A 23,377-nucleotide genomic window follows, 5' to 3' on the forward strand; every position below is an offset into this window, starting at 1 on the left:
ACTCGCCGTATAAAACTGAAAAAAACGCCACTTGTGTGGCGTTTTTGCTGAGTCGTTAACTTTTATCCCTGCCGTGAGGCGTGTCTAAATCCAGTTTGGGGCCTTTTGGCACAACTTGAGTTGGGTTAATCCCAGTGTGGCTGTAGTAGTAATGTCTCTTAATATGGTAGAAGTCTGTGGTTTCCTTAATACCTGGAATCTGATATAGCTCCTTGAGATATCCGTTAAGATTTGGATAGTCCGCGATACGTTGTTTATTGCATTTGAAGTGGCCGACATAAACCGCATCAAAACGGATCAAAGTCGTAAATAAACGCCAGTCTGCCTCCGTAATTTTAGATCCCGTTAAATAGCGATGATTGGCTAAGTGGGCATCCAGCCTATCTAGTGAGGCAAACAAACCTTCATACGCTTCTTCGTACGCATCTTGCGTTGTCGCGAATCCACATCGGTAGACACCATTGTTCACGTTTGGATAAATATAAGCATTCCACTCGTCAATTAACGCTCGCTCGTGCTCTGGGTAGTAGTCATCCATATTGCCAGTAATGTGGTTAAATTCTGAGTTAAACATTCGGATGATTTCTGAAGACTCATTGCTAACGATGGTGTTGTGCTTCTTGTCCCACAGCACAGGCACCGTCACTCGCCCTGTGTAATCTGCTTTCGCTTGGGTGTAAATTTGATGCAGGCGAGTATGACCGAAAAGTGGCTCCGGCAGTCCCATTTGCCAGCCTTCAGACATCATGTCTGGGCAGACAATGGTTAAATCGATATGCTCTTCTAGACCTTTGAGCTTGCGAAAGATAAGGGTTCTATGTGCCCAAGGACAGGCAAGAGAGACAAATAGGTGGTAGCGACCAGACTCTGGTTGAAACTGCGCATCGGGTCGGTTTTTTATCCAGTTTCTAAAACCCGCATCTTCGCGTACAAATTTGCCGTTGTTTGATTTGGTGTCATACCAAACATCGTGCCACACGCCTTCGACTAGTTTGCCCATCTTCCACTCCTAACGCCAATATGTTGATGAGTTCAGTATAAAAAGAAACCTCGATAAGATTAATTAGGCAGTCTTGGTTTAGTTGTTCAAATTATTTGAATTAGTTGGTTGATGAGTAGGTCAGGCACAAAAAAACGCGGCGTCCTCTAGGACGCCGCGTTAATAGTGACAAAGCGAGTTATACGCTTACGTGTAAACACGAAACAGCGTGAACATCGGTACCTTCAATCGTTGGTTTAGTCTTCGCACACGCATCGGTTGCCTGTGGGCAACGAGTACGGAAAACACAGCCAGAAGGTGGATTGATTGGCGATGGTAAATCACCTTCAAGCATTTCAATGTGCTTAGCTCGCTCTAGCTTAGGATCTGGGATTGGTACCGCAGACATAAGTGCGCGAGTATATGGATGCTTAGGATCTGCAAACAAAGCGTCAGACTCACCAAGCTCTACTGCGTTACCTAAATACATAACCAGCACACGATCGGAAATGTGTTTTACAACTGACAAGTCGTGAGCGATGAATACCAGCGAAAGTCCAAGTTCTTTCTGAAGCTCTTTAAGCAAGTTAACGACCTGCGCCTGAATCGATACGTCTAGCGCCGATACAGGTTCATCACAGATGATCATCTTAGGTTTTAGGATCAGTGCACGGGCAATACCGATACGCTGACATTGACCACCAGAAAATTCGTGTGGGTAACGGTTGATAACGTTCGGTAGTAGACCGACTTTAGCCATCATTTCTTTTACACGATCTTTCACTTCTAGCTTAGATAGCTCTGGGTAGAACGTTTCTAAAGGTTCCGCAATGATATCGCCAACCGTCATACGTGGATTCAAAGACGCGAGTGGGTCTTGGAAAATCATCTGAATCTCTTTACGAGTTTCACGGCGCTGCACTTCTTTCATCTTAGTCAAGTCTTGACCAAGCCACATTACATCACCGTCGGTCGCTTCGACTAAGCCGATGATTGCACGTGCGAAGGTCGACTTACCACAGCCTGATTCCCCTACTACGCCAAGCGTTTCACCTTCGTATAGACGAACGTTTACGCCATCTACCGCTTTAAGGTTAGCAGGCTTAGCCCATGGCCATGCTGACTTGGCAGCAATGTTAAAGTGAACTTTTAGGTTCTTTACGTCCAACAATAACGATTTGTTCTCTAAACTCATTTGTTCCAAGCCTCCCAATCAGAAAAACATGCGCGCTGACGCCCATCTCCAAACGGAGTTAGGATTGGCGTTTCGCTCTTACAACGATCTGTTACACGGTGGCAACGCTCCTGATAAGGACAGCCAGGTGGCAAACGAAGCAAGTTCGGTGGATTGCCTGGAATTGTTGGCAAAATTTCGCCTTCAGTATCAAGACGAGGAATCGCTTTAAGTAGACCTTCAGCGTAAGGATGACTTGGGTTGTAGAAGATTTCGTCGACTGACCCATACTCCATGGTACGACCTGCATACATAACGAGTACTTTGTCACATGAACCTGCGACAACACCTAGGTCGTGGGTGATCATGATGATTGCCGTGTTGAACTCACGCTTCAACTCGTTCAATAGATCCATGATCTGCGCTTGAACAGTCACGTCCAATGCCGTTGTTGGTTCATCGGCGATAAGCAGCTTCGGACGACATAGTAGTGCCATCGCGATCATTACACGCTGACGCATACCGCCAGAAAACTCATGCGGGTACATAGTAATACGCTTACGAGCTTCGGGAATTTTCACCGCTTCTAGCATGCGTACAGACTCTTCGAACGCTTCTGCTCTGCCCATGCCTTTGTGCAGCATCAGAACTTCCATCAACTGTTCACTTACCTTCATGTATGGGTTAAGTGAGGTCATTGGGTCTTGGAAAATCATTGCAATCTGCTCTGCACGCACCTTGTTCAGAGCAGCTTCTGGTAGGTTAAGGATTTCGTTACCTTCAAACTTAGCGCTACCTGAGATGATACCGTTTTTAGCTAACAGTCCCATGATTGCGAATACAGTTTGAGATTTACCTGAACCAGACTCCCCTACAATACCAAGTGTTTCACCTTGCTTGAGAGAGAAGTTCAAATCGTTTACTGCGGTGACGATACCATCTTGAGTGGTGAATTCGACACGCAAGTCTTTGACATCTAATAGACTCATCATTGCTTCCTTAATCTTTATACTTTTAATTAGCGGTCTTTCGGGTCAAGCGCGTCACGCAGACCATCACCAACATAGTTGAAGCAGAATAGAGTCACGACCATAAAGGCTGCTGGGAATGAAAGTTGCCAGATAGCAATTTCCATTGTCTGTGCCCCTTCTTGAAGTAGTGCGCCCCAACTTGTCATTGGCTCCTGAACACCAAGACCAAGGAATGATAAGAATGACTCCGTTAGAATCATGCTAGGAATAAGCAGCGTTGAGTAAACCGCTACAATACCCAATACGTTTGGTACGATATGGCGAGTGATGATTTTCCACTTGCTCACACCACAAACATGGGCAGCTTCAATAAACTCTTTACTACGCAAGCTTAGAGTCTGACCACGTACGATACGCGCCATATCCAACCATGCAATAGCACCAATCGCTACGAAGATAAGGATGATATTACGACCAAAGAACGTAACTAGTACGATAACTAGGAACATAAATGGAACCGCGTATAGGATCTCTAGTACACGCATCATCAGACGGTCTACTTTGCCGCCAATGAAGCCAGATGCCGCGCCGTAAAGTGTACCAATAAGTACAGCGACAAGTGCGCCTAGTACACCAACCATTAACGAGATACGACCACCAATAAGGGTACGAACATATAGGTCACGACCTAAGCTATCAGTACCAAACCAGTGTTCCGCGCTTGGCCCAACGTGCATCGCATACCAATCCGTATCATCGAACGTGTATGGCGCGATCATTGGCAAGAAAATCACCGCCAATGTCATGATAAATAGGATGAAAAGACTCACCATAGCCGCTTTGTTACGCATAAAGCGGATTCGCGCGTCCTGCCATAAACTGCGACCTTCAATCTCAAGATTCTCTGAGAATTTTTCGATCGCTTCTAGATTCTCTTTTTTCGTTAACATAACGATACTTCCCTGTTAGTAACGGATTTTCGGGTCGATTAACGCTAGTAAAATATCAACAACAGCGTTGAACAAGATGAATAGGAAACCAATTAGGATGGTAATTCCCATTACTAGCGAGTAGTCACGGTTAAATGCTGCGTTAACGAATAGCTTACCGATACCTGGCAGACCAAAGATCGTTTCGATAACAACAGAACCAGTAATGATACCTACGAATGCAGGACCCATGTAAGAAACTACAGGTAGCAGCGCAGGTTTCAGCGCATGCTTAAGAACAATGTAACGGTAGCTCAAGCCCTTAGCTCGTGCTGTACGGATAAAGTTACTGTTGAGAGTTTCAATCATTGAACCACGAGTGATACGAGCAAAGGTCGCAATGTACAGGAATGACATACCTAACACTGGAAGTACCATGTACTCAATCGCACCACCGTTCCAACCGCCCGCTGGGAACCAGCCTAAGCCGATCGAAAAGATATAAATCAGAACAGGAGCAAATACGAAGGAGGGTAACACCACCCCTATCATGGACGTGGACATGACCGAATAGTCAAGCCAAGTATTCTGTTTCAGCGCAGCCAGTGTACCGACCGCCACACCGACGATCACGGTAAAAATAAACGCGTAAAAGCCCACTTTAGCTGAAACTGGTAATGCTTCAGCGACTAACTCATTAACGGTGTAGTCTTTGTATTTGAATGAAGGGCCAAAATCACCTTGCAAAATATTGCCTAAATAGGTGGTGTATTGTTCAAATAAAGGCTTGTCTAGACCATATTTCTCATTGATGTTTTGCATTACTTCAGGTGGCAAAGTCTTTTCTGATGAAAAAGGGTTACCTGGAGCAAAACGCATAAGGAAAAAAGAAACGGTTATTAGGACAAGTAAGGTCGGAATTGCTTCCACAATACGAGTAAAAATTAACTTCAACATAATGCATCTCACATCTAAAAAAATGCACCCATAGCGCAGGCTATGGGCGCATTCTTATCTACTTCAAATTACTATTTTTTAATAATGTACATATCTTTTGAGTAGATATTGTCCTGAGGGTTCTGATCAGGATAGCCGCCTACCACTGTGCTCACTAGGCGAGGCTGAACGTACTGGTAAATCGGAGCGATTGGCATGTCTTGCGCAAGCTGAGCTTCAGCAATTGCATAGAACGCGTTACGTTCTTCATCCGTTTTCGCTACGTTTACAGCGTCGTTCATCGCTTTGTCAAAAACAGCGCTAGAGTATTTCTGATCGTTTGAACCATTCTCAGTCATAGCGATTGCTAGGAAAGTAGATGCTTCGTTGTAGTCAGCACACCAGCCCGCACGACGAACGTCAAAGTTGCCTTGCTTGCTGCTGTCTAGGTACGTTTTCCACTCTTGGTTTTCAAGTTTCACGTTTACGAAACCACCTAGAGATTTCTTCCACATAGATTGTACCGCTACAGCGATCTTCTTGTGGTTCTCTGAAGTGTTGTAAAGAAGTGTGAAGTCTAGTGGTTTACCCTGACCAAAGCCTGCTTCTGCTAGAAGCTCTTTCGCTTTCTCTATACGCTCTTTTTGAGATAGAGATGCGTACTCAGGCGCTTCAGGAGAGAAACCTGTGATACCGCTGTGAGTCAGCGCGAATGCTGGCTTCTGGCCTTGACCAAGAATTGCGTTAGTGATGATGTCACGATCGATCGTGTAAGACAGTGCCTTACGTACGCGTACATCGTCAAATGGAGGGCGTTGAGTGTTGAAACCGTAGTAGTAAGTACATAGGTTTGGAGAAACAACAACGTTCTCTGGGTAATCTTTAGATAGACGACGGAATTGCTCGTTTGGCACTTCGTATGTTAGGTGAATTTCACCAGATAGGAAGCGGTTCATTTCCGCGTTTTGGTTTTCGATAGGTAGGAAAGTTACCTTATCAATGACTGTGTCTTTGTTGTCCCAGTAATTTGTGTTGCGCTCAAGTACGATTTTCTCGTTCACAACCCAGTCAGCAAGTACGAATGCACCGTTACCAACGAAGTTACCTGGTTTAGTCCAATCGCTACCGAATTTTTCAACAGTTGCCTTGTGAACTGGGTACATTGTTGTATGTGCCATCATCTTAACAAAGTAAGGTAGTGGTACTTCGGTTTCTAGTACTAGAGTGTGATCGTCAACAGCTTTAACACCAAGCTCGCTTACGTCTTTTTTGCCAGCAATAATGTCTTTAGCATTCTTCATCTTTGTATATTCGATGTACCAAGCGTATGGTGATGCTGTCGCTGGATCTGCTGCGCGCTTGAAGCTGTATTCGAAATCGTACGCAGTTACTGGGTCACCGTTAGACCATTTAGCGTCTTTACGGATTTTGAAAGTGAAAGTTTGGTTGTCTTCTGTAGTCCAAGACTCAGCTGCGCCAGGGATTGTGTTACCTGGACCATCTTGAATCACTAGCCCTTCCATTAAGTCGCGTAGAACGTGTGACTCTGGAACACCTTCAACTTTATGCGGGTCAAGAGACGCAACTTCAGTACCGTTACCACGGACCAGTTCTTGAACTTTAGCTAGTTGAGTGCCAGCAGGAACATCTGCTGCAAGTGTAGTAGTAGAAGTGGCAGCCACTGCCAAACCAGCGCCTAGAAGTAGGGCTTGTGTGATTTTATTCTTGTACATGCATTAAACTCCGAGTTTTATGTATTGCATCCATGACTTCTTTGTATCTCACTAGAACGGCCAGTGATTTAGAACTGTTTAGCTCAAAAATTAAGCATAAAAATCTAAAATAATACAAAGATTGCGGCACACATTAGCAATCATTGAAGTAATTTGCCATAAAAATGTAGCAAAAAGTCGTATATACACCCGATTACGTCAATAAATTGGTAAGAATCTCTAGGTATCAAGAATTCCTTAGTTGAATAAAATAAAAATTCTCTCCCAAGCAGATTGAAGTGCCAAATTATCTAATAAGAAGCTTTTTTAGCATCTTATGCTATATATTGTGCGGAAAATTTTACAAAAGTAATGCAATCTAGATAACAAATAGCTACATTTGCCTTTGGAAAAATTGCGTTCTGTGAAACCAGTCACCTCTCTATACTTTACTTAAGTCTAAGCGCTTAAGATAAGACGTCACTCACGGCGAACCATCAAACAATAAATATTTATATCAATTGCGAGTGGCGATTTCTTTATGTTTTTTTGTAAGGTTAGTCTGATTATTGCCATTCAAGTCATTAACCGAATAGCCACTGGAGGCGAAGAGTAATAGTAGTGTTGGAGTTATGGGGCGAGGCACAAAGATGAGAAACTCAACAATAAACCGACCTAATGATGACATTAACTCATCTATTTGTTCTTTGTGCTTAATATCAGTACTCAATGAGCTTCACTGAGAAAAGTAAGCATTCACACATTTCATCGCTTAAACCATTTACCCAAACTTTAATTCTTGATGATCGGCCACATCTGATAAGCGACATGGACGTCCAACAAAGTACCCTTGGTAATAACGGATACCTTGTCGATGACAAAATCGCATATCCTCAGAATTTTCAATACCTTCTGCCAGAAGGTCTATTTTGTATTTACGAGCTAAGAATCTTAGTCTTGCCCATAACATGGAATCTTCGCATTTATTCTTTAGTAGTGTGCGATCTAACTTAAGAACACTAGGTCGTACGAGTGAAAGCACTGCCTCACCTACATTAAATCCGCAACCATAATCATCAAGCGCAATCTTCATACCCAATCCACGACACACACCAAGCTGAGAAACCAGACGCTTTTCCTCTAGTCCAGTCGGATAAGCCTCGCCTTCAGTAAGTTCAAGCCATAAAGCGATTCCAAGTTTTTCACAAGCTTGCCAAAGAGGATAAATATCTCGAACAAATGTCAATTGCAGTAAGTGACTTGGTGCCACATTAACAGACACGAAAGTTAGCTTCGTAGGTTGGGTAGCTAACTCGTTTGCTACCTTTTTACATAACTGGCGAGTAAACCATGCAATATGCCCATGCTGGGTCAAACATTGGATCGACTTTCCGATATGGTGCTCATTATTCCAACGTACAAGCACCTCGACACCAGTCTCGCCATCAGTATCAATGATTGGTTGAAATACTGGGTAAAATGCTTGCTGGTTTATATCATTGATGAGCATTTCTACATATGGAATTTTTGTCGATGTTTGCATAATGGCGCCTCTTTTCAAGGCCACTACTCTAATCAACAAAGAACTCATTTAGATTGGCACGTCAAAAATTAACCTCATAACCAATGCCTAGTTGAAACGCTCGTTAAGCGCGAGAGCTACGCACTAAAGATTCAGTTCAAGGTCAAAGCCACATACACAATCGAATAAATTAGTTAGACGAACACCCTTCTTTCCATCTAGACTTACAAATCTGGAAGTTTTTCAATGGATTGAATATGTTTGGAGAGTATTTAAAACAAACTAGAGAACAGTTGGGATTGACTCAAACCGAGCTTGTCACAAAGCTCAACCTTGCTGACGAGGAGTTCCTTTCACTTGACGGAGTCACTCTTAGCCGATGGGAAAGAGGAAAAACGACACCTTCACTATCGAAATGCATAAGAATCCTTCGCTGTTTAAAGCTAGACCTCAGCGACTTCTACGACTTACTACCTAACCCCGATGAACATGAAATGTTTAATGAGATTGCACAAATAAGATTCCACTCTCATTTATCTAAGCTTTCATCCTCCAGCTATGAATCAACGGACCAACCCGACCCAACCCAGTTAATCGAGCGACCTTTGCTCATGAATGACAGTGACGAAGTGTGGAATAACTTAAAGGTATTTTACGATCAATTGGGCTATACGCCTCCTCACCTACTCGATGTAAACCTGTTCGAATACCAGAAGAATAAACGTGCAGTATGCAAAAAATTTGTCTCAAATGAGGATGAGCAGCTGATGGGACATTCCATTAGTTTCCTTTTCCCTCTAGATTATTTCGAGCGTACCATCCAAGGTAAAGCGTTCACCATAGACCTGACGCACTCCCTCAGTTACAAAGAAACCTCTAGAATGGCTGGATGTAACTACAATCGATACTCAGCAAATTATGAGGTATTCAGGTATATACTTGCCTCACAATTCCGTAACTTGATTAAACATTCAAACGTTCATCGCTACTATTTTTTCAATGTTCTTCCAAACTTCAATTCATTTATGGAAAAACTAGGATTTGAAAAAGTTGCAGTTGATGTGGAATCAAAATTTGGCGGAGTTAAAATTGGAAACAAACGTTTCGAGCGCTGCCTCTATGGTATTGATAGTGATAAATTATTATCTAGACCTGAAATAATAACTTTAATAAAGACAATCAATTGAGATTACGAATGCAAGCAGTAGCAACCAATCAAGCCGATGGATATGTTTAATGACATATAGGCAAATTTGCTTTATAGCATTTTCACAATGCCTAAAAATACAAAGTAACTAACATAATAATCACATCCCTTATAATTATATTGGGGAAAGTCATTATGTTATTTGGAATGTATCTTAAAAAATATCGGCTTGAAGCTGGCCTTACTCAAGTGCAAGCGGCAACTAAATTAAATTTACTTGGCGGAGATTTGACAAATATTGATCCCGTAACTTTCAGCCGCTGGGAAAGAGGAATGACAAAGCCTACTATCGCCCGTAGCATTCGAGTCCTTAGAGAGTTCACAAACAACCTAGAGCAATACTTGTCAGATCTGAGCCGTGAACAAAAGTCATTAAACCGGACAAAAGATCGAATAGACCAATTCGACCTCATTCTGGAACAAAAATACAGAAGCTTAAATTCACTAGTCAACCGTGCAAGTTATAATAAATTACTGACTCAACCTCATAATTTAATATGCGAATGCCCTATCTATAGTCAGCATGACCAAAAAGCGGTCGATGACATCTATAGGTTCCATAGCCAAACATCATCAGAGCATGTTATGCATGGGTTACAAAAAATCGACCTATTAGATTACTGTGCCGACAATAGAATACTTGCATACAAGTATGTGAACACCGCTAGCAATGATTTAATTGGTCATAATATAGGTGCAATATTTACCCATAAATCATTTGAATCAGAAATTATAAATCTAAACACCAAGTCAATAAACGAAATCGATTTAAGAAAGACAATACCCTATACACCTAATAAAAAGTTTGTCTACTATGCACTGAGTCAACATTCGCTGTTCGAACGACCATTTCGCTTACAGCTTCATCGAGAGTTCAAATATCTTTCTCAACGAGCAAATATCACTGACTATTACGCAGCTGTTGTGGTAAAAAGCTCAGTAGACGTTTTAGAAAAGATGGGATTTTCTGTCGTTGCGTATGAAGAGAAGACACCAACCGGAGCAATCAAAATAGGTAAGAACAGTTATTCTCGTGCAATTATGCATATAGAAACTGCTCAATTATTCGCCCAGCCAGAGTTTCTTAATTTGCTAACCCAATGCAAAGACTGTCAAAACCCATGCTCAGTCTCTTCGAGCGGCTGCTGCTAATCTATCCCTAATCGCACACCAAACCAATAACCTCAGCCCATCGGATGACAAATCCGACGGACTGAGGCCAGCTTGGTTTAGCCGGTTGTAACAAAGCTGTACGATTTCATTTCTAGAAACACACCCTACGTTGTTGTCATGCATTCCTGCCTCCAATAAGTAATCACATCCTCTAATCAGGAAATGATACCCCTACTGGCACGGATTATATTAGCAGCAACATACCCGAGGCTTCATATATGCCTAGTCCTTCATGACGACAAAGTACACTTCTACAGAACCATCTCGCGCACTACAGCATTTCCAAAAGAATACGTATTAACCTCAATACTGTCACCATTCAACCAAACTAGACCTGAGTCTTCACGATATTCTGCTGCCTGAAGCGTACTATAGATAGCACGTATATCCCCTCCCACTATTCCAGAGAAGGTTACATCTGCTGAGGATGCGTAAGTAAGGCCCGAAAAAGCCATTAAAGAAACCAAAGCCAGAACCATTTTTGGCACCACTTTCATAAACACCTCACATGTAATTAGTTACACATTGATCTTAGCTTATTTGCAGAGAAAATAAAGTCGGATGCCTAGTTTGCGGGGTGAATATGTCCCTGTAATATATTCACTGTTATAATTTAATTGCACGAATGAAAATTCAATTCACAAGATCAATCCCAATGGCCGATGTAATGAAAGTTATCAATGTCAGATTCCTTCTAAAGTTCGTTAGATATAATTTATCTTTGAGAAAGAGAGAAGCTAATCTTAGAACCTACAAAACGAACCATCATGCTGTAGAAAAGAGTAGAAGGATAAGGGTAATAGAGACAATATATAGAAAGGTTGTAAGTGGTGGAACTTGTATTTATGCGGTGAGCACAAAAAACAGCCATGACCCGCTTGAGCTTGCCATGACTGCTATATTTGAAATTTTATGGTGGAAGCTAATAAACTACTCTAATACTTGCCCAGGGAAAATCAAATCTGGGTTTTCTATGTTATTTTTTTCAATGATTTCATCTAAATCAAATCCAAACTTTCTACGCAATTTATGTAACCAGTCGCCCTCTTGCACGACGTAAGGCAGATTTGGCTTTTTAGCAACGTCTGTTGTATTGATAAGTTTCGTTTCCGATTTCTCTTCTACTTGCAGTGCTGATTGCGCTTCTATTTCTGGACTAAGTTTAACGTCAGTTGGCTGTATAAAATTCGCACGATGCTCAGTGACCGCTGGCTTATGTGCTCTGTTGCTGTCATAGAAATAGTAAGAGAGACCCACTACGGCTTCCCTTTGATTTTGACCAAAGTCTTCGTTCAATGTCTGATTCAAAGCGATGGTTGCACCAAAGTGGTTATTAATCGAATACTCAACAATGTACTCTACCGTTGGATACTTGTCTTCAAGACCAACGCCCAGCTTTAAATCAAGTAAGTCGCCGTCATGAATGCTATACAATAGAGAGAGATCTGGAATAGTTTCAGACTTGTTGTCCAACTGATAATGCTTGGCACCAAGATTTAATTGAACTCGGTTATATTGATAAAATAGATGGAGCGATTGAGAGTCGTCATACATATCTCCATCAAAATTATAGCCATAGTTTACTGCGACACCTAGACGGTGTGAGTCAGATTCTGCGGCAACAACTGAACCACAACCAATGATCAATACAACAAAACTGAAAGTGAAAGTGAAAGTGAAAAATAAGTGGCTCACAGATTTACCTCATATATAACATTGAACGACCCTTGATAATGACCCGAATTAATTGAGTTACCATCAATATCAAAACTGATGTCATACTTAACGTTAACCTGATTACTGCCCACTCCGTCGACCGTGATTACTTTTGAATCAGGGAATGAGGCGGTATTCATTAGGCCATCTTGAACAATGACTTTATCGGCACTCGCACACCCAACCGTACAAGTGATGCTATAGGGAATTTTCTCCAGCGAGTTTTCCACATTGATCATTTCATAATCACCTGATGTGGGACTAAACGTCATAATGACTCCCGTCGGTAGAGTACCGCCTAGCACAACATCATACGTCGTTGAGCCTGAAATCCTTTTCGTAGCAGTGTCATACTTAGGTTCAATTTCCCCTGACCCTAACACTGTTAATGATTCTAGAATTGCTGCTTGGTAATCAATGGTAATCATTAAAGTCCCCGGAACTCGGGTATAAGTCATCGTGCCAGTTTCGCTCGTAAAAAAATACGTCGGAGAAATGTTAATTGATGCGGTATATGTGCCAGTCCCCACGGGAGCAGTAAATATGTCGTTGCTGATATCAGGTAACGAAAAAGCGGGACGGAAGAATTTGAAAGGCTCGACTCGACTTACTGATCTATAGCCCGTTCGCGAAACGCATAACGTAGGTTCTTGAATGACTCTCGCGATCGATCCACCAGTGTTCGAACCTGCACATTCGTTGGCAACTCCCGCGCCGACATTTGAACCGTAATCATTTGCTGTAAAGTAGCTTACGGAACTTCCTAAGTTGTACTCAACGCCTAGTAACTCCAAGCTAGTGGTAAAGCTTTCACCTGTCGTATGATTGACGAAACTAATCGTATTTGTGGATTGGTTATCCATTGTTGCTGGATACCACTCTGCAGTGGCTCGCTCTTGCGCTATCGTCCAAGCCGATGGAGATATAGCTCCACTACCAAAATAGCTGTTTGCCGCAGCATTGTTCCATACCACCGGATTGTTCGCTGTAATCGTTCCATACACCTCGGCTGCAAAACTCGTGTTTACGGCAGTAAGCAGCACTAACAAAAGAAGACTACCTCTTTTGAATAGTGATTTTTTTGTTGTAACTGTAGTCATGGTTGGCAACCTTTACGGATAACGAATCGACATTTTTTAGGCCGTCGGCTAACTTAATTGTTTTCTTTCGGCCTGCTAATATTGTGTTTGTTTGCTTACATTGGTTACTGATCGAATCAGGTCGGCAATTGTCTATTTGCATATAGAAAAAGGTATTACCCTTATTTTCAACCTGTATCTCATTTCCATCATATTTGATGTCGTAATCAACATTAGCGTTCTCCGCAGGCACAATATAATAAGGCGCATATCCATAGTTAATACCTATCCTGCTCTTGCTTTCCTCACCATCAATAACACTAGGTATAAAAGTTACTTGATATACTTTATCTTTCTCTAAATTATCACAGTTGACCTGACATAAATTCTTAACTGAAACTCGTCGACGTTCGCCCGGATTTAGGATTAATTTGTTCGGTAATAGTGCTAAATCCCACAGAGGTAAATTATCTTTAGTGAGCTCAATTTTTGTTAGTTCACCATTATTAACCTTAACTTGACTCACGCTTCCTTTTATATATTCAGGCTCACCTTTAGAACTCGTTAATGTAAAGACGCCATTACCATCATCGCTTGATATCAAGAGCATTTTATCGATACTAAAGGCATGACTCATGGAACTCATCAACAATAAAATTGATGTCAGTATTGTATATTTCATAATCTTCTCTAAATTAGTTAGATGCATACGGCGTCAGTTCCATATGAACAGCATAATTAATAAGCTCATCGACAAATAGTTTGTTTGCCGCCGTTAATTGATCAGTAGATTTAGCAAACACATAAGAATAATCACCCAGCCGTTTGTTGATGATTTCAACGTCTGATCGATCAAGTTTGTCTTGATAGTTCAAAACAACATTACTGTCCTTGTACTGCCCTAAGTAGTAGTAATAAATACCGTCAACTAGAGCGACTTGATAACCCTCAGCGTTTTCTTCAAACATCGGCATACAGAAGTTGTTACCTAAGTTTAAGTTGCTCACTGACGATAACTCAGGAATCACACACTGGTTGGTTTTCGAGATAATTTTGTACGGAAGTTTATTTTTAACTTTAATCTGGTAAACGCCTTCAACCAACCGATCTGCCGACACACAACCCTCACCGACACATTCAACACCATCAATTGGGTTTCCGTTAATATCGCTGAATGTCGAAATAAATGACTTCAGTTCCGACAGCGATGTATCTAACCGAATAATTGTGCCTGGGTAACTTGTTGCAGAGGTATAAGACTCACCATTGTTATAAAAATCAGACGCTTCGGTATCGAGTTCAAATTCATATTCTTGGTACTCATTTAAGGGATAAACGCTCGTTTGATCTTCGTTGATGTAAGCATTACTTTGCTTGCCATTTTGCTCTGAATTAACCACGGCCAAGAATTTACCTTGTGACGAAAGTGCCCCCGTATCATTATTTGAGACAAAGTAGCTCGACGCTTTTTCACTGGTAAACTCGACACCTTCAGTTGTGATGATGTTGTTAGTACCAAGGTAAGCAGACACGTTGGCACTTCGATTTGAGTTCACATAGGTATAAGAGTTACTGTCCACATATTTATTTTTATAATTAGCGGAAACAGACAAGTCGCCATTACTCGAATCTTGGTTTGCATCTTGATAATAAACCCCAACAGAACTTGATACATTCAAATCACCGTTATTGGCTAGATTGCTCGACACGGTATCTCTGTGAGAAAGCGTCGTGTTTCCTTTGGCGTCAAACTGCGCCTGAGTACTATGCACATACGTATTGTTTTGGTTGAGCGGAATGGTGATCGAAGCAGTCACTCCATAATTCATGCTGCTAGACTCGCTGGCTGATAGCTCAATATTTAACTTTGAATCGAGCGGTAGCTCCGATATTTGTACACCGCTACGTGCAGACCAACTTTCTGAGTCGTTTGTGTAGTCATTGCTTATATCTTGGTATTGGTTACGAGTTAATATGCCCGAAATATACGAAGACACGTTTCTCGACAGGTATTTGTTATAATTCATCGATAGTGACATATAACTCGAACTACCAAACAGAAGACGAGACAAACTTACGTCACCTAAGCTGTCCTCTTCACTCTCGAAATTGGTATATGACACACTCAAGTCGTACAAACCAAAATCTACGTTGTAAAAGCTTGAACCGTTATCAAATAAACCAGCAACGGCTGACAGCCTCGACACTTCACCTAAAGTTATATTGCCACCAAGATAGTTATAGTGGTCACTAGCCGTCACGAATGAGCCACCCCCTAGCGCTAAAAAATCTGCAACTTGATAACTCAGCTTTCCATTGGTAAAGATCGGGCTTTCGTAGTTATCATATGCGTAAATAATTGAATTTTCGTCAAAATTCTCTTCAAGACCTGTATTAGTCAACTCTCGAGACAGGTAACCTGCCGTTATGTGGTAATCAATCTCGCCAGTGGCTAATGCAGACGAGCCTGTGTTAACAATCAAGCGTTCTTCGCTGTAAAACTCTTCCCCACCATCGAAAATCCTGATCGTTGCTGTGTAGGTCCCTACAGGAAGTTCGTTGTAGTCAAAAAAGTCCTGACCTGCGTTTACGTTTCGGCTGAGTAGAGTTCGCCCTCTATCATCAGTAATCTCTAACCGACCCGCTCTTGGAATATTTAAATAGACACGTCTAGAGTTCGCGCTCGATGTTTTCACCAACTCTTTAGTCGAGCCAATTGAGAGCATATAACCCGACGTCTTGCTGTTGTTTTCCAAAAACTGAGTGCTATTCCAAGCTCGTTCCTGATATTTATACCCCACGGAAAATCTCGTATTTCCGTCAACATAGTTGTAAGACGAGTCGTCAGAGCTAAAGCCATTAATGTCACTGAAATTAAGGTCATTGTGTAAATAACCGTATTTACCAAAGCCTACGTAATTTTCATGCTGATAGGAGTAAGCTGACGTGTAATCAGACGTTTCGTTGAATGAACCCGACACATTCAGGCCATGAGACATGATGACCGCATTATGGTCTGTCTGAGCTTTTACAAATTCTCGTTCGATCTGTTGTTGTTCCTTACCGAGAAACTTTGAATTCACATGAACAATGAGAGATTGACTATCAGGTACATAAACAAAATCATAGAACTGCGGCAGCAAGCCACACTCACTTCGGTAACCCACACAATCATGGCTTGATTCAACACCGGTAATTAGTGATACCGTAATATTTTCACTCATGCGGCCATCGACGCCGAATATCTGTGCGAGACTTTGTCGCAATAACATTTGTTGGGAAGCTTGAACTCTAACCTCATCTCCAGACACGTAAGCATCCAAAGAGAATGATTTATTTTTGTCTGCAGAGAGAGTCAACCTAAGTTTTACGGGTTTTTCTTCGAATAAGTCTTCAAATCCCGCAGGAATATTGGCATGAACTTCGGCACTATACGTAATGATAGAAGTTAATATAACTAGGAAATTAACACCTAGCCAGATTCTCAAAAACATTATAACTTCAGCTCCACATTAAACGTAATATTTCCATTACAAATTAATGGCTCATCACTTGGTATTGTCTGGTTTGTTACTAACAAAAATTCATTGATTGCCCTTTCAAACCCACTATTATTATCAGTATCAAATTCAAAATCTGGAATATTAGCGATGTCCGGGTAATGTAATTTGTCTATATAAAGATCAATAAAGTCATTAATTACTACAGTACCACTGCCACGTTCAGCGCATGATGAGTTAAAGTCTGACACACGATAACTGTATTTAAATGAATCTCCCGAGGTGGTTGGAATCGTTGTTGTTACGTATGATAAAAAACCCCCATCGTAGAATGATTTATTATCATTATTATATTGGAGAACAATATTTTCTTTTGATAGCCTAACATTGATCGAATATTCATATAAATTGGCTCTATTAATCTGTGTACTTACAGGAAACAAATAGCTCTCTGAACCAACGCTTTTACAACTAAATAAGATCAAAAAGTATAAGGAGAAACAATTTACATTTATATTCATCGGGAAGAAAACCTCAAAAAAACAAGGCACTTAATTGATATAAGTGCCTAAATAATAGGAGTGGATTTCCTAAGGCAGGGTCGCGATCATATCAACGTTAACGATCACTTCTGTACCGACGATATCGTCAGGATTGCTGTGCGCGGTTTTGTTTGCAACATACAATTGAATATCTTCACCCGCTGATAGCTGTGTCGCAGCCAGAATATCGGTATTAGTCAGTTCTGTGGTTGTTTTCATATCACCCACGACAATGTTCGGTCGAACTTCACCCATGGCTGCGGGAAGCACAGTCACTTGAGATACCGTCCAATTTGCAGGAACTTTGGCACCAAGAACCGCACCTGTGTAATCGTGCGCTTCTAGCACAACAGGTTTCGTTGTTTCAAACGTACCATCAGCGTTAACCTGCAAAGTACCTTGGTATGAGGCAGAGTCGGTATTACCACCAGCACCTGTTACTAAAATATCGCCATTGGGTACAAAACCAGGAACGAAACCACTAAATACTACCGAACCAGTCGAAGTGTCGCCGCTAGCTGCAAATGTTGATGCAGAAGTCAATGCAGTTAGGGTTGCGATAAGAGCAAGCTTTTTCACTATATTTTCCTTAATCAGATTATTTACTCGACAATGCGCCGATAACGAGCGGTATATTAGCAATGAACCTATCCATAAGATGAGCATTCAACATTTTTAAGACAAGCAATCTGCCTAGCTAATAATTGGTCATTTAAAATAATCACTCTGCAAATAACTTGCATTATTTGCAGACATAAGGAGGTTTTTCATTCCACTTATAATTACTTGCTTTCTTGTTTTAAGATGCATAGAGAAGCCACCTATTAAAATAGGTATCTTTCGAAAATTAATTTTTATTAGTTCTAGTTCCTGATAAAGGATGAAAACTTTGCTGAACTTACAACAGCATTCGTACCATCAGTTCAATTAGCACTATACCCTCCAAAGCCCACCCAATAGGAAGAGTTTTGAACAATATTCAACCACATCTGTTCAACGTACGGAAAAGCTATGCACTGGTTTTTGTTGATTAGTTGAAATAACGGCCAAGAAATATTCAATATCTCTCGGCCGTTATTGTTTTCATTGTGCAGGTATTTAATACTGGCAAATCAAATGGCTTGGGCCATAAGACGTGTCAATTATCGTCCAAACTTCGCCATTAACTGGTTTGACAGCACTGTTTTCTTGTATTTCAGCCACTCGACGCGTGTATTCAGTTTGGGGTTGAATTCTTCCATAAATATCGACAACGAGTCCACTGGACCAATAGGCAGCATCGTTTTCATATAGCCAAGAGCTCGTATCGGGTTTGTACATAGAGTTGAACACCTCTCTGTAAACATCTTCATTTATCGATTTATACCCCATATCCTCACAAGACTTATCCACGGTTAACCCAGAAGTATTAGAAGGCATCTGAAAGAGCTGAGTATATAACTGTACTGTTTTGGTTCCGCATAGATTGGATTTTGTACAGGCGGTGATATGCGCTGTTGCCCCAACCTCCGGATTTTGTGGTGATGATGTTAGAACTCTCGTGCGATAATCGAAGCTTGCGACATCGGGTGTATCAATCACAAAGGTCCACTCAAGATCGTTGTCGAAGGCTATAGCTTCATCGTTCTGCGGGAACGTTGCATAACTTTGATACATTCTAGATATTGGGTCCAAATGGCTATAAACCGGTATCGAGTGAGCGCCTTCAATGAAAATTGATAAAGGCTGGCTTTCAATACAAAAAGAGTAATAGTACTCTCTAGCCTGTGCCTCGCTTACTGTGCCGGTTGCCATATCGATCACCGCATATTGTGCGTTGCTCAATTCATTCGGTACATCATAGACCCAATACTTCTCATTTTCTGGCCATCTACCTTCATCAAATATGCTTTGATTTAAAGATCGCTCACGTAATAGGATCGCTTCTGACACGGTCGGTACGCGGCCTTGTTTGGCAGAACAAATACTTGTTGCTACATCGAAGGTCGTTTTTGCTGTGCCAACACCGTTTACAGAATGAATACCGTCTCCCAGTTCTCCTTCTATATGCTGCACATGGGCTACATCAGCCTGCTCATTAGTATAGGGGGGGGTAAAATACATTTCCTGACCGTCATCACTTGTTTTCAATAGCGATTTATATACGTTCTCTACATTCAGTTGAATCATGCCATGAGCGTATCCTCCTTTTTTGTCGCTAACAACATAGGTTATTGAGTGCTTGCCAGGTTTTTCAGAATAAAAACCGAACACGGTATCATCATAATGATTATTATTTCCATTGTAATCAGTCGGTATATTCAAGGTAGAATCGTAGCCATAAACATCAACCAGTTGTAGCTCGTCACCATCCATGTCATGAATATAGTCTTTAACATCGATGAAAACTTCCTCTCCCCATGGAATGGGGGCGCCACCCTCTAGTGAATAATGTACATAAGAAGCGGTGGGTGCTGTGTTATTGAGTGACGAAGTACTAATATCTAAATCGCCATGAATAACAGAATCCCCATTGCTGAACGAATACAGAACACGTTCAACACCAATAAAATCAAATCCGGGTTGATATTCGATATTATTACCAGATGCAAGTGCAACAGAGCCGCTGCTACTGTCGTTGGGTATCAATACATGACTGTCTAGTGAGTATCCTTCTGGTATCGTTTCTCCGTATAGGCTTAGCTCTTTAGCGATATCGACCACCACATTTGTATTTATCGATGTTACAGCCCCTATGGGTGTAAAGGTATCTACATCGCTACCAATCAATACGGAGACACTGGCGCTTGCTTCCATTGTTTTCGATGTTTGTCGATGGGAAGTAGCCCCACCCACGCTATATTTATAATAGCAACTCTGTACAGCTTCGGTTTTTACCGAAAAACCCGTTTTTTCTATACTGATAATATCGCAACCGGCTTGCCCATCGAGGCTTTCAACATTCGTTATGTAGACTTGTGAACCATCAGAGCTGTCAATGTTTTTTTCCAAATCAATATAAGTGTTTGCGCTTACGTTAGAGTGACGTACAGTGTCCTGAGCGTAGTAAGTTGGCTCTGGTATCGAACTGCTGCCATCACCCTCCCAGCCAGTATTTTCTCCATTCTTCTCTGTCATTTTTTCAATACCACATCCATTTAACATTGCAGTGATGAATAATGATGAAATTATAGTGGTATAACTATTCATAATAAGTTTCTGTATTTGCGGCAATCGATTAAATATATAAATTAAATTCAAATGAGAATGGGCATTGACCAAATTACAAGGTGCAATAGTGCCTAGTGGCAGTCAGTTAAGTCTAAGAAATTACAACGCAAAAGTTGGCGAAACCTATGTGATGATCAAAGCATTGAACAAAGCCTAATTACTCTGCAAATAATTTGCATTATTTGCAGACATAATGAGGTTTATCATTCCACTTATAATGACTTGCTTTCTTATTTTAAGATGCATGGAGAAGCCACCTATCAAAATAGGTATCTTTCAAAAATTAAATTTTATTAATTCTAGTTTCTGATAAAGGATGAAAACTTTGCTGAACTTACAACAGCATTCGTACCATCGTCAATATCACCATTATAACCACCAAATCCAATCCAATATGGAGAATTTTGATTAATATTCCCCCATGGCATTGGTAAAGTAATCAAAGGTTTAGAAGGTTTATCCCCAACCAACCCGTCGAGAGAGTATATTGCGAAATTACCGTCTCGACTTTCAAACCATAACTTACGCTCACCTTTTAAATCAGCGTCATAGAAGGCAACACGGTTACCATAGCCATCAAATATTAATACTCTTGAATCAAATACGTTAATTACAATTGAAAACACTTTTGCCGAGTTCGGTGCTCCCGGCTGAACATTTTGTGGACCCCACGTAGATTGAGGAGCATCTCCTCTCACCTGTTGAACATAAAATGAGTATTTCCCTGTAAAGATTTTATTGGTTGGTGACTCAACGATAAACTCACCTATAAACTCAGAACCTTGATATGCCTTAGCAGAATAAAGGTTGGTGCTTTGGCTTTGGTTAAACAAAATCGGAAGCCCCTCTGCTGTATGTGGGCGTAATTCACCTTGAGCATTATTGTAGTGTTTTAGAGCCAATCGAGACCAATTTGAAGGCGTCGCGACATCAAGGTCACCGCTTTCTGGCTCTACAAGGACATAAGCAATGTCGTTGTGAATCTTGCTACGAACAAAGCTATCTTCCATAGAGTAATCAAAATAAAGCACCCCAAAAGCACCGGATGCATTAGACGTAACCACATCTTCTGATACATCTCCCTTCGTTTCGCTGTCTACTTTTAGATCTACCTTTTGGAACGGTGCTAGGTTGCCGTCAGGGTCATAAGTGTTGGCACTCAATCTGTAGCTCCCGTCTACTTGGCGATCTGAAGTAACAAGGTCCTTAACTTCGAAGTTTTTTACTGCTTCAGAGTCAAGTAATACACACGTTACTAATCGCCCTTCAAACGGTTCATCTGTTTGCGCTACGTTATCGGAATCACTTACTAAACTGTAAGTCTTGGCCTGATTACCCGCCGCTTTGTCTGCTAACCAGAAAAACTCAGAAGCAGGCCAGTTGCGAGATGAATAAACATTCCCAAGTGCGCTAAACAGCGTTTGCATTTCACGCTGGATCGGTAACCTTCCACCTATATCGATGCAGTGCTGGTAAGCATCGTTGTAAGTCATGGTGATGAACCGCTCACCTAGAGGCGCGCTAATGCCCTCCCCTGTCAAGACTTCGTGATAAGGAACCCTAAATAATTCTGCATAGGCCAACGACGCCGGAGCCGTGAAGGTTATTGGAGCACTGATGTACGGGTCGGTAATAGTTATATCGTCCCAGCTTTGAAGCAGACTAATATCAGCTTCGACGTTAACTTTGATCGTTGATGAAGCATAGCCACCATTTTTGTCTGTCACGACATAGCTTAAATAGTGGTCTCCGAACTGGCTTGTTTCGAACGTAAACGAATTGGAGTCAAAGTTAGATGTAGGTCCAGACTGTATGATATTAGTCGAGTTGTAACCAAACACATCGATTAGCTGCAAAACGTCGCCGTCTGGGTCGCTTATCACACTCGATAAGTCGATGAGTGTCGGCGTATTTACTCTCACTAAGCTCGGATGCTCGTATTTGTTCGCCACGGGATCACTATTCAGATCCCTCGACACGCCGATGTCTATAATTCCACCTGCTACGCTGCTTGAATCATTGCTCAAATAGCTATAGTTGATACGCTCGACTCCGACAAAACTATTGCCGGGTGTGTAATTAATTGTATTGCTAAAACTATCAAATGTTGCGCTTGAGCCTGTAGTCCCTTGGTCGGGTAACGTCAATGAGTTCAATGTGAAATTGGCTGTATCGAGCTCTCCCCCAACCTTGGCGAGTTCATACGCAACATCGATAGGTTTACTCGTATTCACTTGGGTTTGACTGTGAATTGGAATCAATTGTTCAGTTGTGTTGCCCACCAAGACACGAGTCGTGGCCGAAGAAAACCCGTCATTGGTTGATGAATAACGTGTCGCATTCGTCAAACTCGATTGCTGTACTCCCTCTTCGCCACCGACTGAAAAACGGTAATCACACGCTTTGGCACTATCTGCAGTTATACTAAATCCATCACTGTCCTGTGATACAACGGCACACTCAGGATTTTGCGATAACGGCGTCACGCCCATTAATGAAGTAGCGCTACCATCAGCAGCCTCCATATTGTCGGAGAGGTCGATATACAATGGTTTCTGGTTGATTCCTGATTCCACCATTTTATCTCGCACGTAGTAGATAACACTCCCGTTATTAGCCCCTGACGCCACTCCAGATTCACCCGTATTGGACTCACCACCATTACATGCAGATAGTGTCGTTGATAATATAATTGATAATAAAATTCTATTCTGCATAATGACGCTC

The 23,377-nt window shown here is 41.5% G+C and carries 18 protein-coding genes; 2 read left to right on the forward strand and 16 right to left on the reverse strand.

Annotated features, from left to right (window positions below):
- Nucleotides 1-55: 55 nt before the first annotated feature.
- From ACQEXT_RS01815 to ACQEXT_RS01845, 7 genes are all read right to left on the reverse strand, one after another.
- Nucleotides 56-1,000 (reverse strand): glutathione S-transferase family protein, encoded by a 945-nt coding sequence (locus tag ACQEXT_RS01815; RefSeq protein WP_426950368.1) that lies wholly within the window; start codon nucleotides 998-1,000, stop codon nucleotides 56-58.
- Between the two features lie 178 nt (nucleotides 1,001-1,178).
- Nucleotides 1,179-2,174, reverse strand: a complete 996-nt coding sequence (oppF, locus tag ACQEXT_RS01820) for a murein tripeptide/oligopeptide ABC transporter ATP binding protein OppF (protein WP_331417282.1) — start codon at nucleotides 2,172-2,174, stop codon at nucleotides 1,179-1,181.
- Nucleotides 2,171-3,142 (reverse strand): ABC transporter ATP-binding protein, encoded by a 972-nt coding sequence (locus tag ACQEXT_RS01825; RefSeq protein WP_240800956.1) that lies wholly within the window; start codon nucleotides 3,140-3,142, stop codon nucleotides 2,171-2,173. The genes oppF and ACQEXT_RS01825 overlap by 4 nt, the downstream gene beginning before the upstream one ends.
- 29 nt (nucleotides 3,143-3,171) lie before the next feature.
- The gene (gene oppC / locus ACQEXT_RS01830; protein WP_269375978.1) at nucleotides 3,172-4,074 is read right to left on the reverse strand and encodes an oligopeptide ABC transporter permease OppC; all 903 of its coding nucleotides are present in this window, start codon (nucleotides 4,072-4,074) and stop codon (nucleotides 3,172-3,174) included.
- A 15-nt stretch (nucleotides 4,075-4,089) separates the two neighbouring features.
- On the reverse strand, nucleotides 4,090-5,010 hold the full coding sequence (gene oppB, locus ACQEXT_RS01835; RefSeq protein WP_331417280.1) for an oligopeptide ABC transporter permease OppB: 921 nt from the start codon (nucleotides 5,008-5,010) through the stop codon (nucleotides 4,090-4,092).
- A gap of 71 nt (nucleotides 5,011-5,081) precedes the next feature.
- Nucleotides 5,082-6,722: an ABC transporter substrate-binding protein gene (locus ACQEXT_RS01840; protein ID WP_426950369.1), complete on the reverse strand. Its 1,641-nt coding sequence runs from the start codon at nucleotides 6,720-6,722 to the stop codon at nucleotides 5,082-5,084.
- A 760-nt stretch (nucleotides 6,723-7,482) separates the two neighbouring features.
- The gene (locus tag ACQEXT_RS01845; RefSeq protein WP_426950371.1) at nucleotides 7,483-8,244 is read right to left on the reverse strand and encodes an EAL domain-containing protein; all 762 of its coding nucleotides are present in this window, start codon (nucleotides 8,242-8,244) and stop codon (nucleotides 7,483-7,485) included.
- Nucleotides 8,245-8,480: 236 nt separating this feature from the next.
- Between ACQEXT_RS01845 and ACQEXT_RS01850 the strand changes: the two genes are divergently transcribed.
- Together ACQEXT_RS01850 and ACQEXT_RS01855 are read left to right on the forward strand one after the other, a co-directional pair.
- On the forward strand, nucleotides 8,481-9,410 hold the full coding sequence (locus tag ACQEXT_RS01850) for a helix-turn-helix domain-containing protein (protein WP_426950372.1): 930 nt from the start codon (nucleotides 8,481-8,483) through the stop codon (nucleotides 9,408-9,410).
- Between the two features lie 155 nt (nucleotides 9,411-9,565).
- A complete protein-coding gene (locus ACQEXT_RS01855; RefSeq protein WP_426950373.1) occupies nucleotides 9,566-10,582 on the forward strand; it encodes a helix-turn-helix domain-containing protein in 1,017 nt (338 codons plus the stop codon).
- Between the two features lie 272 nt (nucleotides 10,583-10,854).
- Here the strand turns inward: ACQEXT_RS01855 and ACQEXT_RS01860 are convergent, their stop codons facing one another.
- The 9 genes from ACQEXT_RS01860 to ACQEXT_RS01900 all read right to left on the reverse strand — a co-directional run bounded on the left by ACQEXT_RS01860 (nucleotide 10,855) and on the right by ACQEXT_RS01900 (nucleotide 23,367).
- Nucleotides 10,855-11,100, reverse strand: a complete 246-nt coding sequence (locus tag ACQEXT_RS01860) for a hypothetical protein (protein WP_426950374.1) — start codon at nucleotides 11,098-11,100, stop codon at nucleotides 10,855-10,857.
- Between the two features lie 433 nt (nucleotides 11,101-11,533).
- On the reverse strand, nucleotides 11,534-12,298 hold the full coding sequence (locus ACQEXT_RS01865) for a LysM peptidoglycan-binding domain-containing protein (protein ID WP_426950375.1): 765 nt from the start codon (nucleotides 12,296-12,298) through the stop codon (nucleotides 11,534-11,536).
- On the reverse strand, nucleotides 12,295-13,419 hold the full coding sequence (locus ACQEXT_RS01870) for a hypothetical protein (RefSeq protein WP_426950376.1): 1,125 nt from the start codon (nucleotides 13,417-13,419) through the stop codon (nucleotides 12,295-12,297). The genes ACQEXT_RS01865 and ACQEXT_RS01870 overlap by 4 nt, the downstream gene beginning before the upstream one ends.
- The gene (locus ACQEXT_RS01875; protein WP_426950378.1) at nucleotides 13,376-14,080 is read right to left on the reverse strand and encodes a hypothetical protein; all 705 of its coding nucleotides are present in this window, start codon (nucleotides 14,078-14,080) and stop codon (nucleotides 13,376-13,378) included. Before ACQEXT_RS01875 ends, ACQEXT_RS01870 begins: the two co-directional genes overlap by 44 nt.
- 13 nt (nucleotides 14,081-14,093) lie before the next feature.
- Nucleotides 14,094-16,892, reverse strand: a complete 2,799-nt coding sequence (locus ACQEXT_RS01880; protein WP_426950379.1) for a CS1-pili formation C-terminal domain-containing protein — start codon at nucleotides 16,890-16,892, stop codon at nucleotides 14,094-14,096.
- On the reverse strand, nucleotides 16,892-17,341 hold the full coding sequence (locus ACQEXT_RS01885) for a hypothetical protein (protein ID WP_426950380.1): 450 nt from the start codon (nucleotides 17,339-17,341) through the stop codon (nucleotides 16,892-16,894). Before ACQEXT_RS01885 ends, ACQEXT_RS01880 begins: the two co-directional genes overlap by 1 nt.
- Before the next feature lie 147 nt (nucleotides 17,342-17,488).
- Complete coding sequence (locus tag ACQEXT_RS01890; RefSeq protein ID WP_426950381.1) at nucleotides 17,489-18,019, reverse strand: hypothetical protein; 531 nt, start codon at nucleotides 18,017-18,019, stop codon at nucleotides 17,489-17,491.
- Between the two features lie 519 nt (nucleotides 18,020-18,538).
- The gene (locus ACQEXT_RS01895; RefSeq protein ID WP_426950382.1) at nucleotides 18,539-20,629 is read right to left on the reverse strand and encodes a hypothetical protein; all 2,091 of its coding nucleotides are present in this window, start codon (nucleotides 20,627-20,629) and stop codon (nucleotides 18,539-18,541) included.
- 320 nt (nucleotides 20,630-20,949) lie between these two features.
- Complete coding sequence (locus ACQEXT_RS01900; RefSeq protein ID WP_426950384.1) at nucleotides 20,950-23,367, reverse strand: Ig-like domain-containing protein; 2,418 nt, start codon at nucleotides 23,365-23,367, stop codon at nucleotides 20,950-20,952.
- Nucleotides 23,368-23,377: the final 10 nt, after the last annotated feature.

The sequence above is a fragment of the Vibrio sp. TRT 29B02 genome, from assembly GCF_050113655.1.
Taxonomy (GTDB): domain Bacteria; phylum Pseudomonadota; class Gammaproteobacteria; order Enterobacterales; family Vibrionaceae; genus Vibrio.

Coding starts and splice junctions, on each gene's coding strand:
- ACQEXT_RS01815 (WP_426950368.1), bottom strand. CDS start 1,000: ATGGGCAAACTAGTCGAAGGCGTGTGGCACGATGTTTGGTATGACACC.
- oppF (WP_331417282.1), bottom strand. CDS start 2,174: ATGAGTTTAGAGAACAAATCGTTATTGTTGGACGTAAAGAACCTAAAA.
- ACQEXT_RS01825 (WP_240800956.1), bottom strand. CDS start 3,142: ATGAGTCTATTAGATGTCAAAGACTTGCGTGTCGAATTCACCACTCAA.
- oppC (WP_269375978.1), bottom strand. CDS start 4,074: ATGTTAACGAAAAAAGAGAATCTAGAAGCGATCGAAAAATTCTCAGAG.
- oppB (WP_331417280.1), bottom strand. CDS start 5,010: ATGTTGAAGTTAATTTTTACTCGTATTGTGGAAGCAATTCCGACCTTA.
- ACQEXT_RS01840 (WP_426950369.1), bottom strand. CDS start 6,722: ATGTACAAGAATAAAATCACACAAGCCCTACTTCTAGGCGCTGGTTTG.
- ACQEXT_RS01845 (WP_426950371.1), bottom strand. CDS start 8,244: ATGCAAACATCGACAAAAATTCCATATGTAGAAATGCTCATCAATGAT.
- ACQEXT_RS01850 (WP_426950372.1), top strand. CDS start 8,481: ATGTTTGGAGAGTATTTAAAACAAACTAGAGAACAGTTGGGATTGACT.
- ACQEXT_RS01855 (WP_426950373.1), top strand. CDS start 9,566: ATGTTATTTGGAATGTATCTTAAAAAATATCGGCTTGAAGCTGGCCTT.
- ACQEXT_RS01860 (WP_426950374.1), bottom strand. CDS start 11,100: ATGAAAGTGGTGCCAAAAATGGTTCTGGCTTTGGTTTCTTTAATGGCT.
- ACQEXT_RS01870 (WP_426950376.1), bottom strand. CDS start 13,419: ATGACTACAGTTACAACAAAAAAATCACTATTCAAAAGAGGTAGTCTT.
- ACQEXT_RS01875 (WP_426950378.1), bottom strand. CDS start 14,080: ATGAAATATACAATACTGACATCAATTTTATTGTTGATGAGTTCCATG.
- ACQEXT_RS01880 (WP_426950379.1), bottom strand. CDS start 16,892: ATGTTTTTGAGAATCTGGCTAGGTGTTAATTTCCTAGTTATATTAACT.
- ACQEXT_RS01895 (WP_426950382.1), bottom strand. CDS start 20,629: ATGAATAGTTATACCACTATAATTTCATCATTATTCATCACTGCAATG.
- ACQEXT_RS01900 (WP_426950384.1), bottom strand. CDS start 23,367: ATGCAGAATAGAATTTTATTATCAATTATATTATCAACGACACTATCT.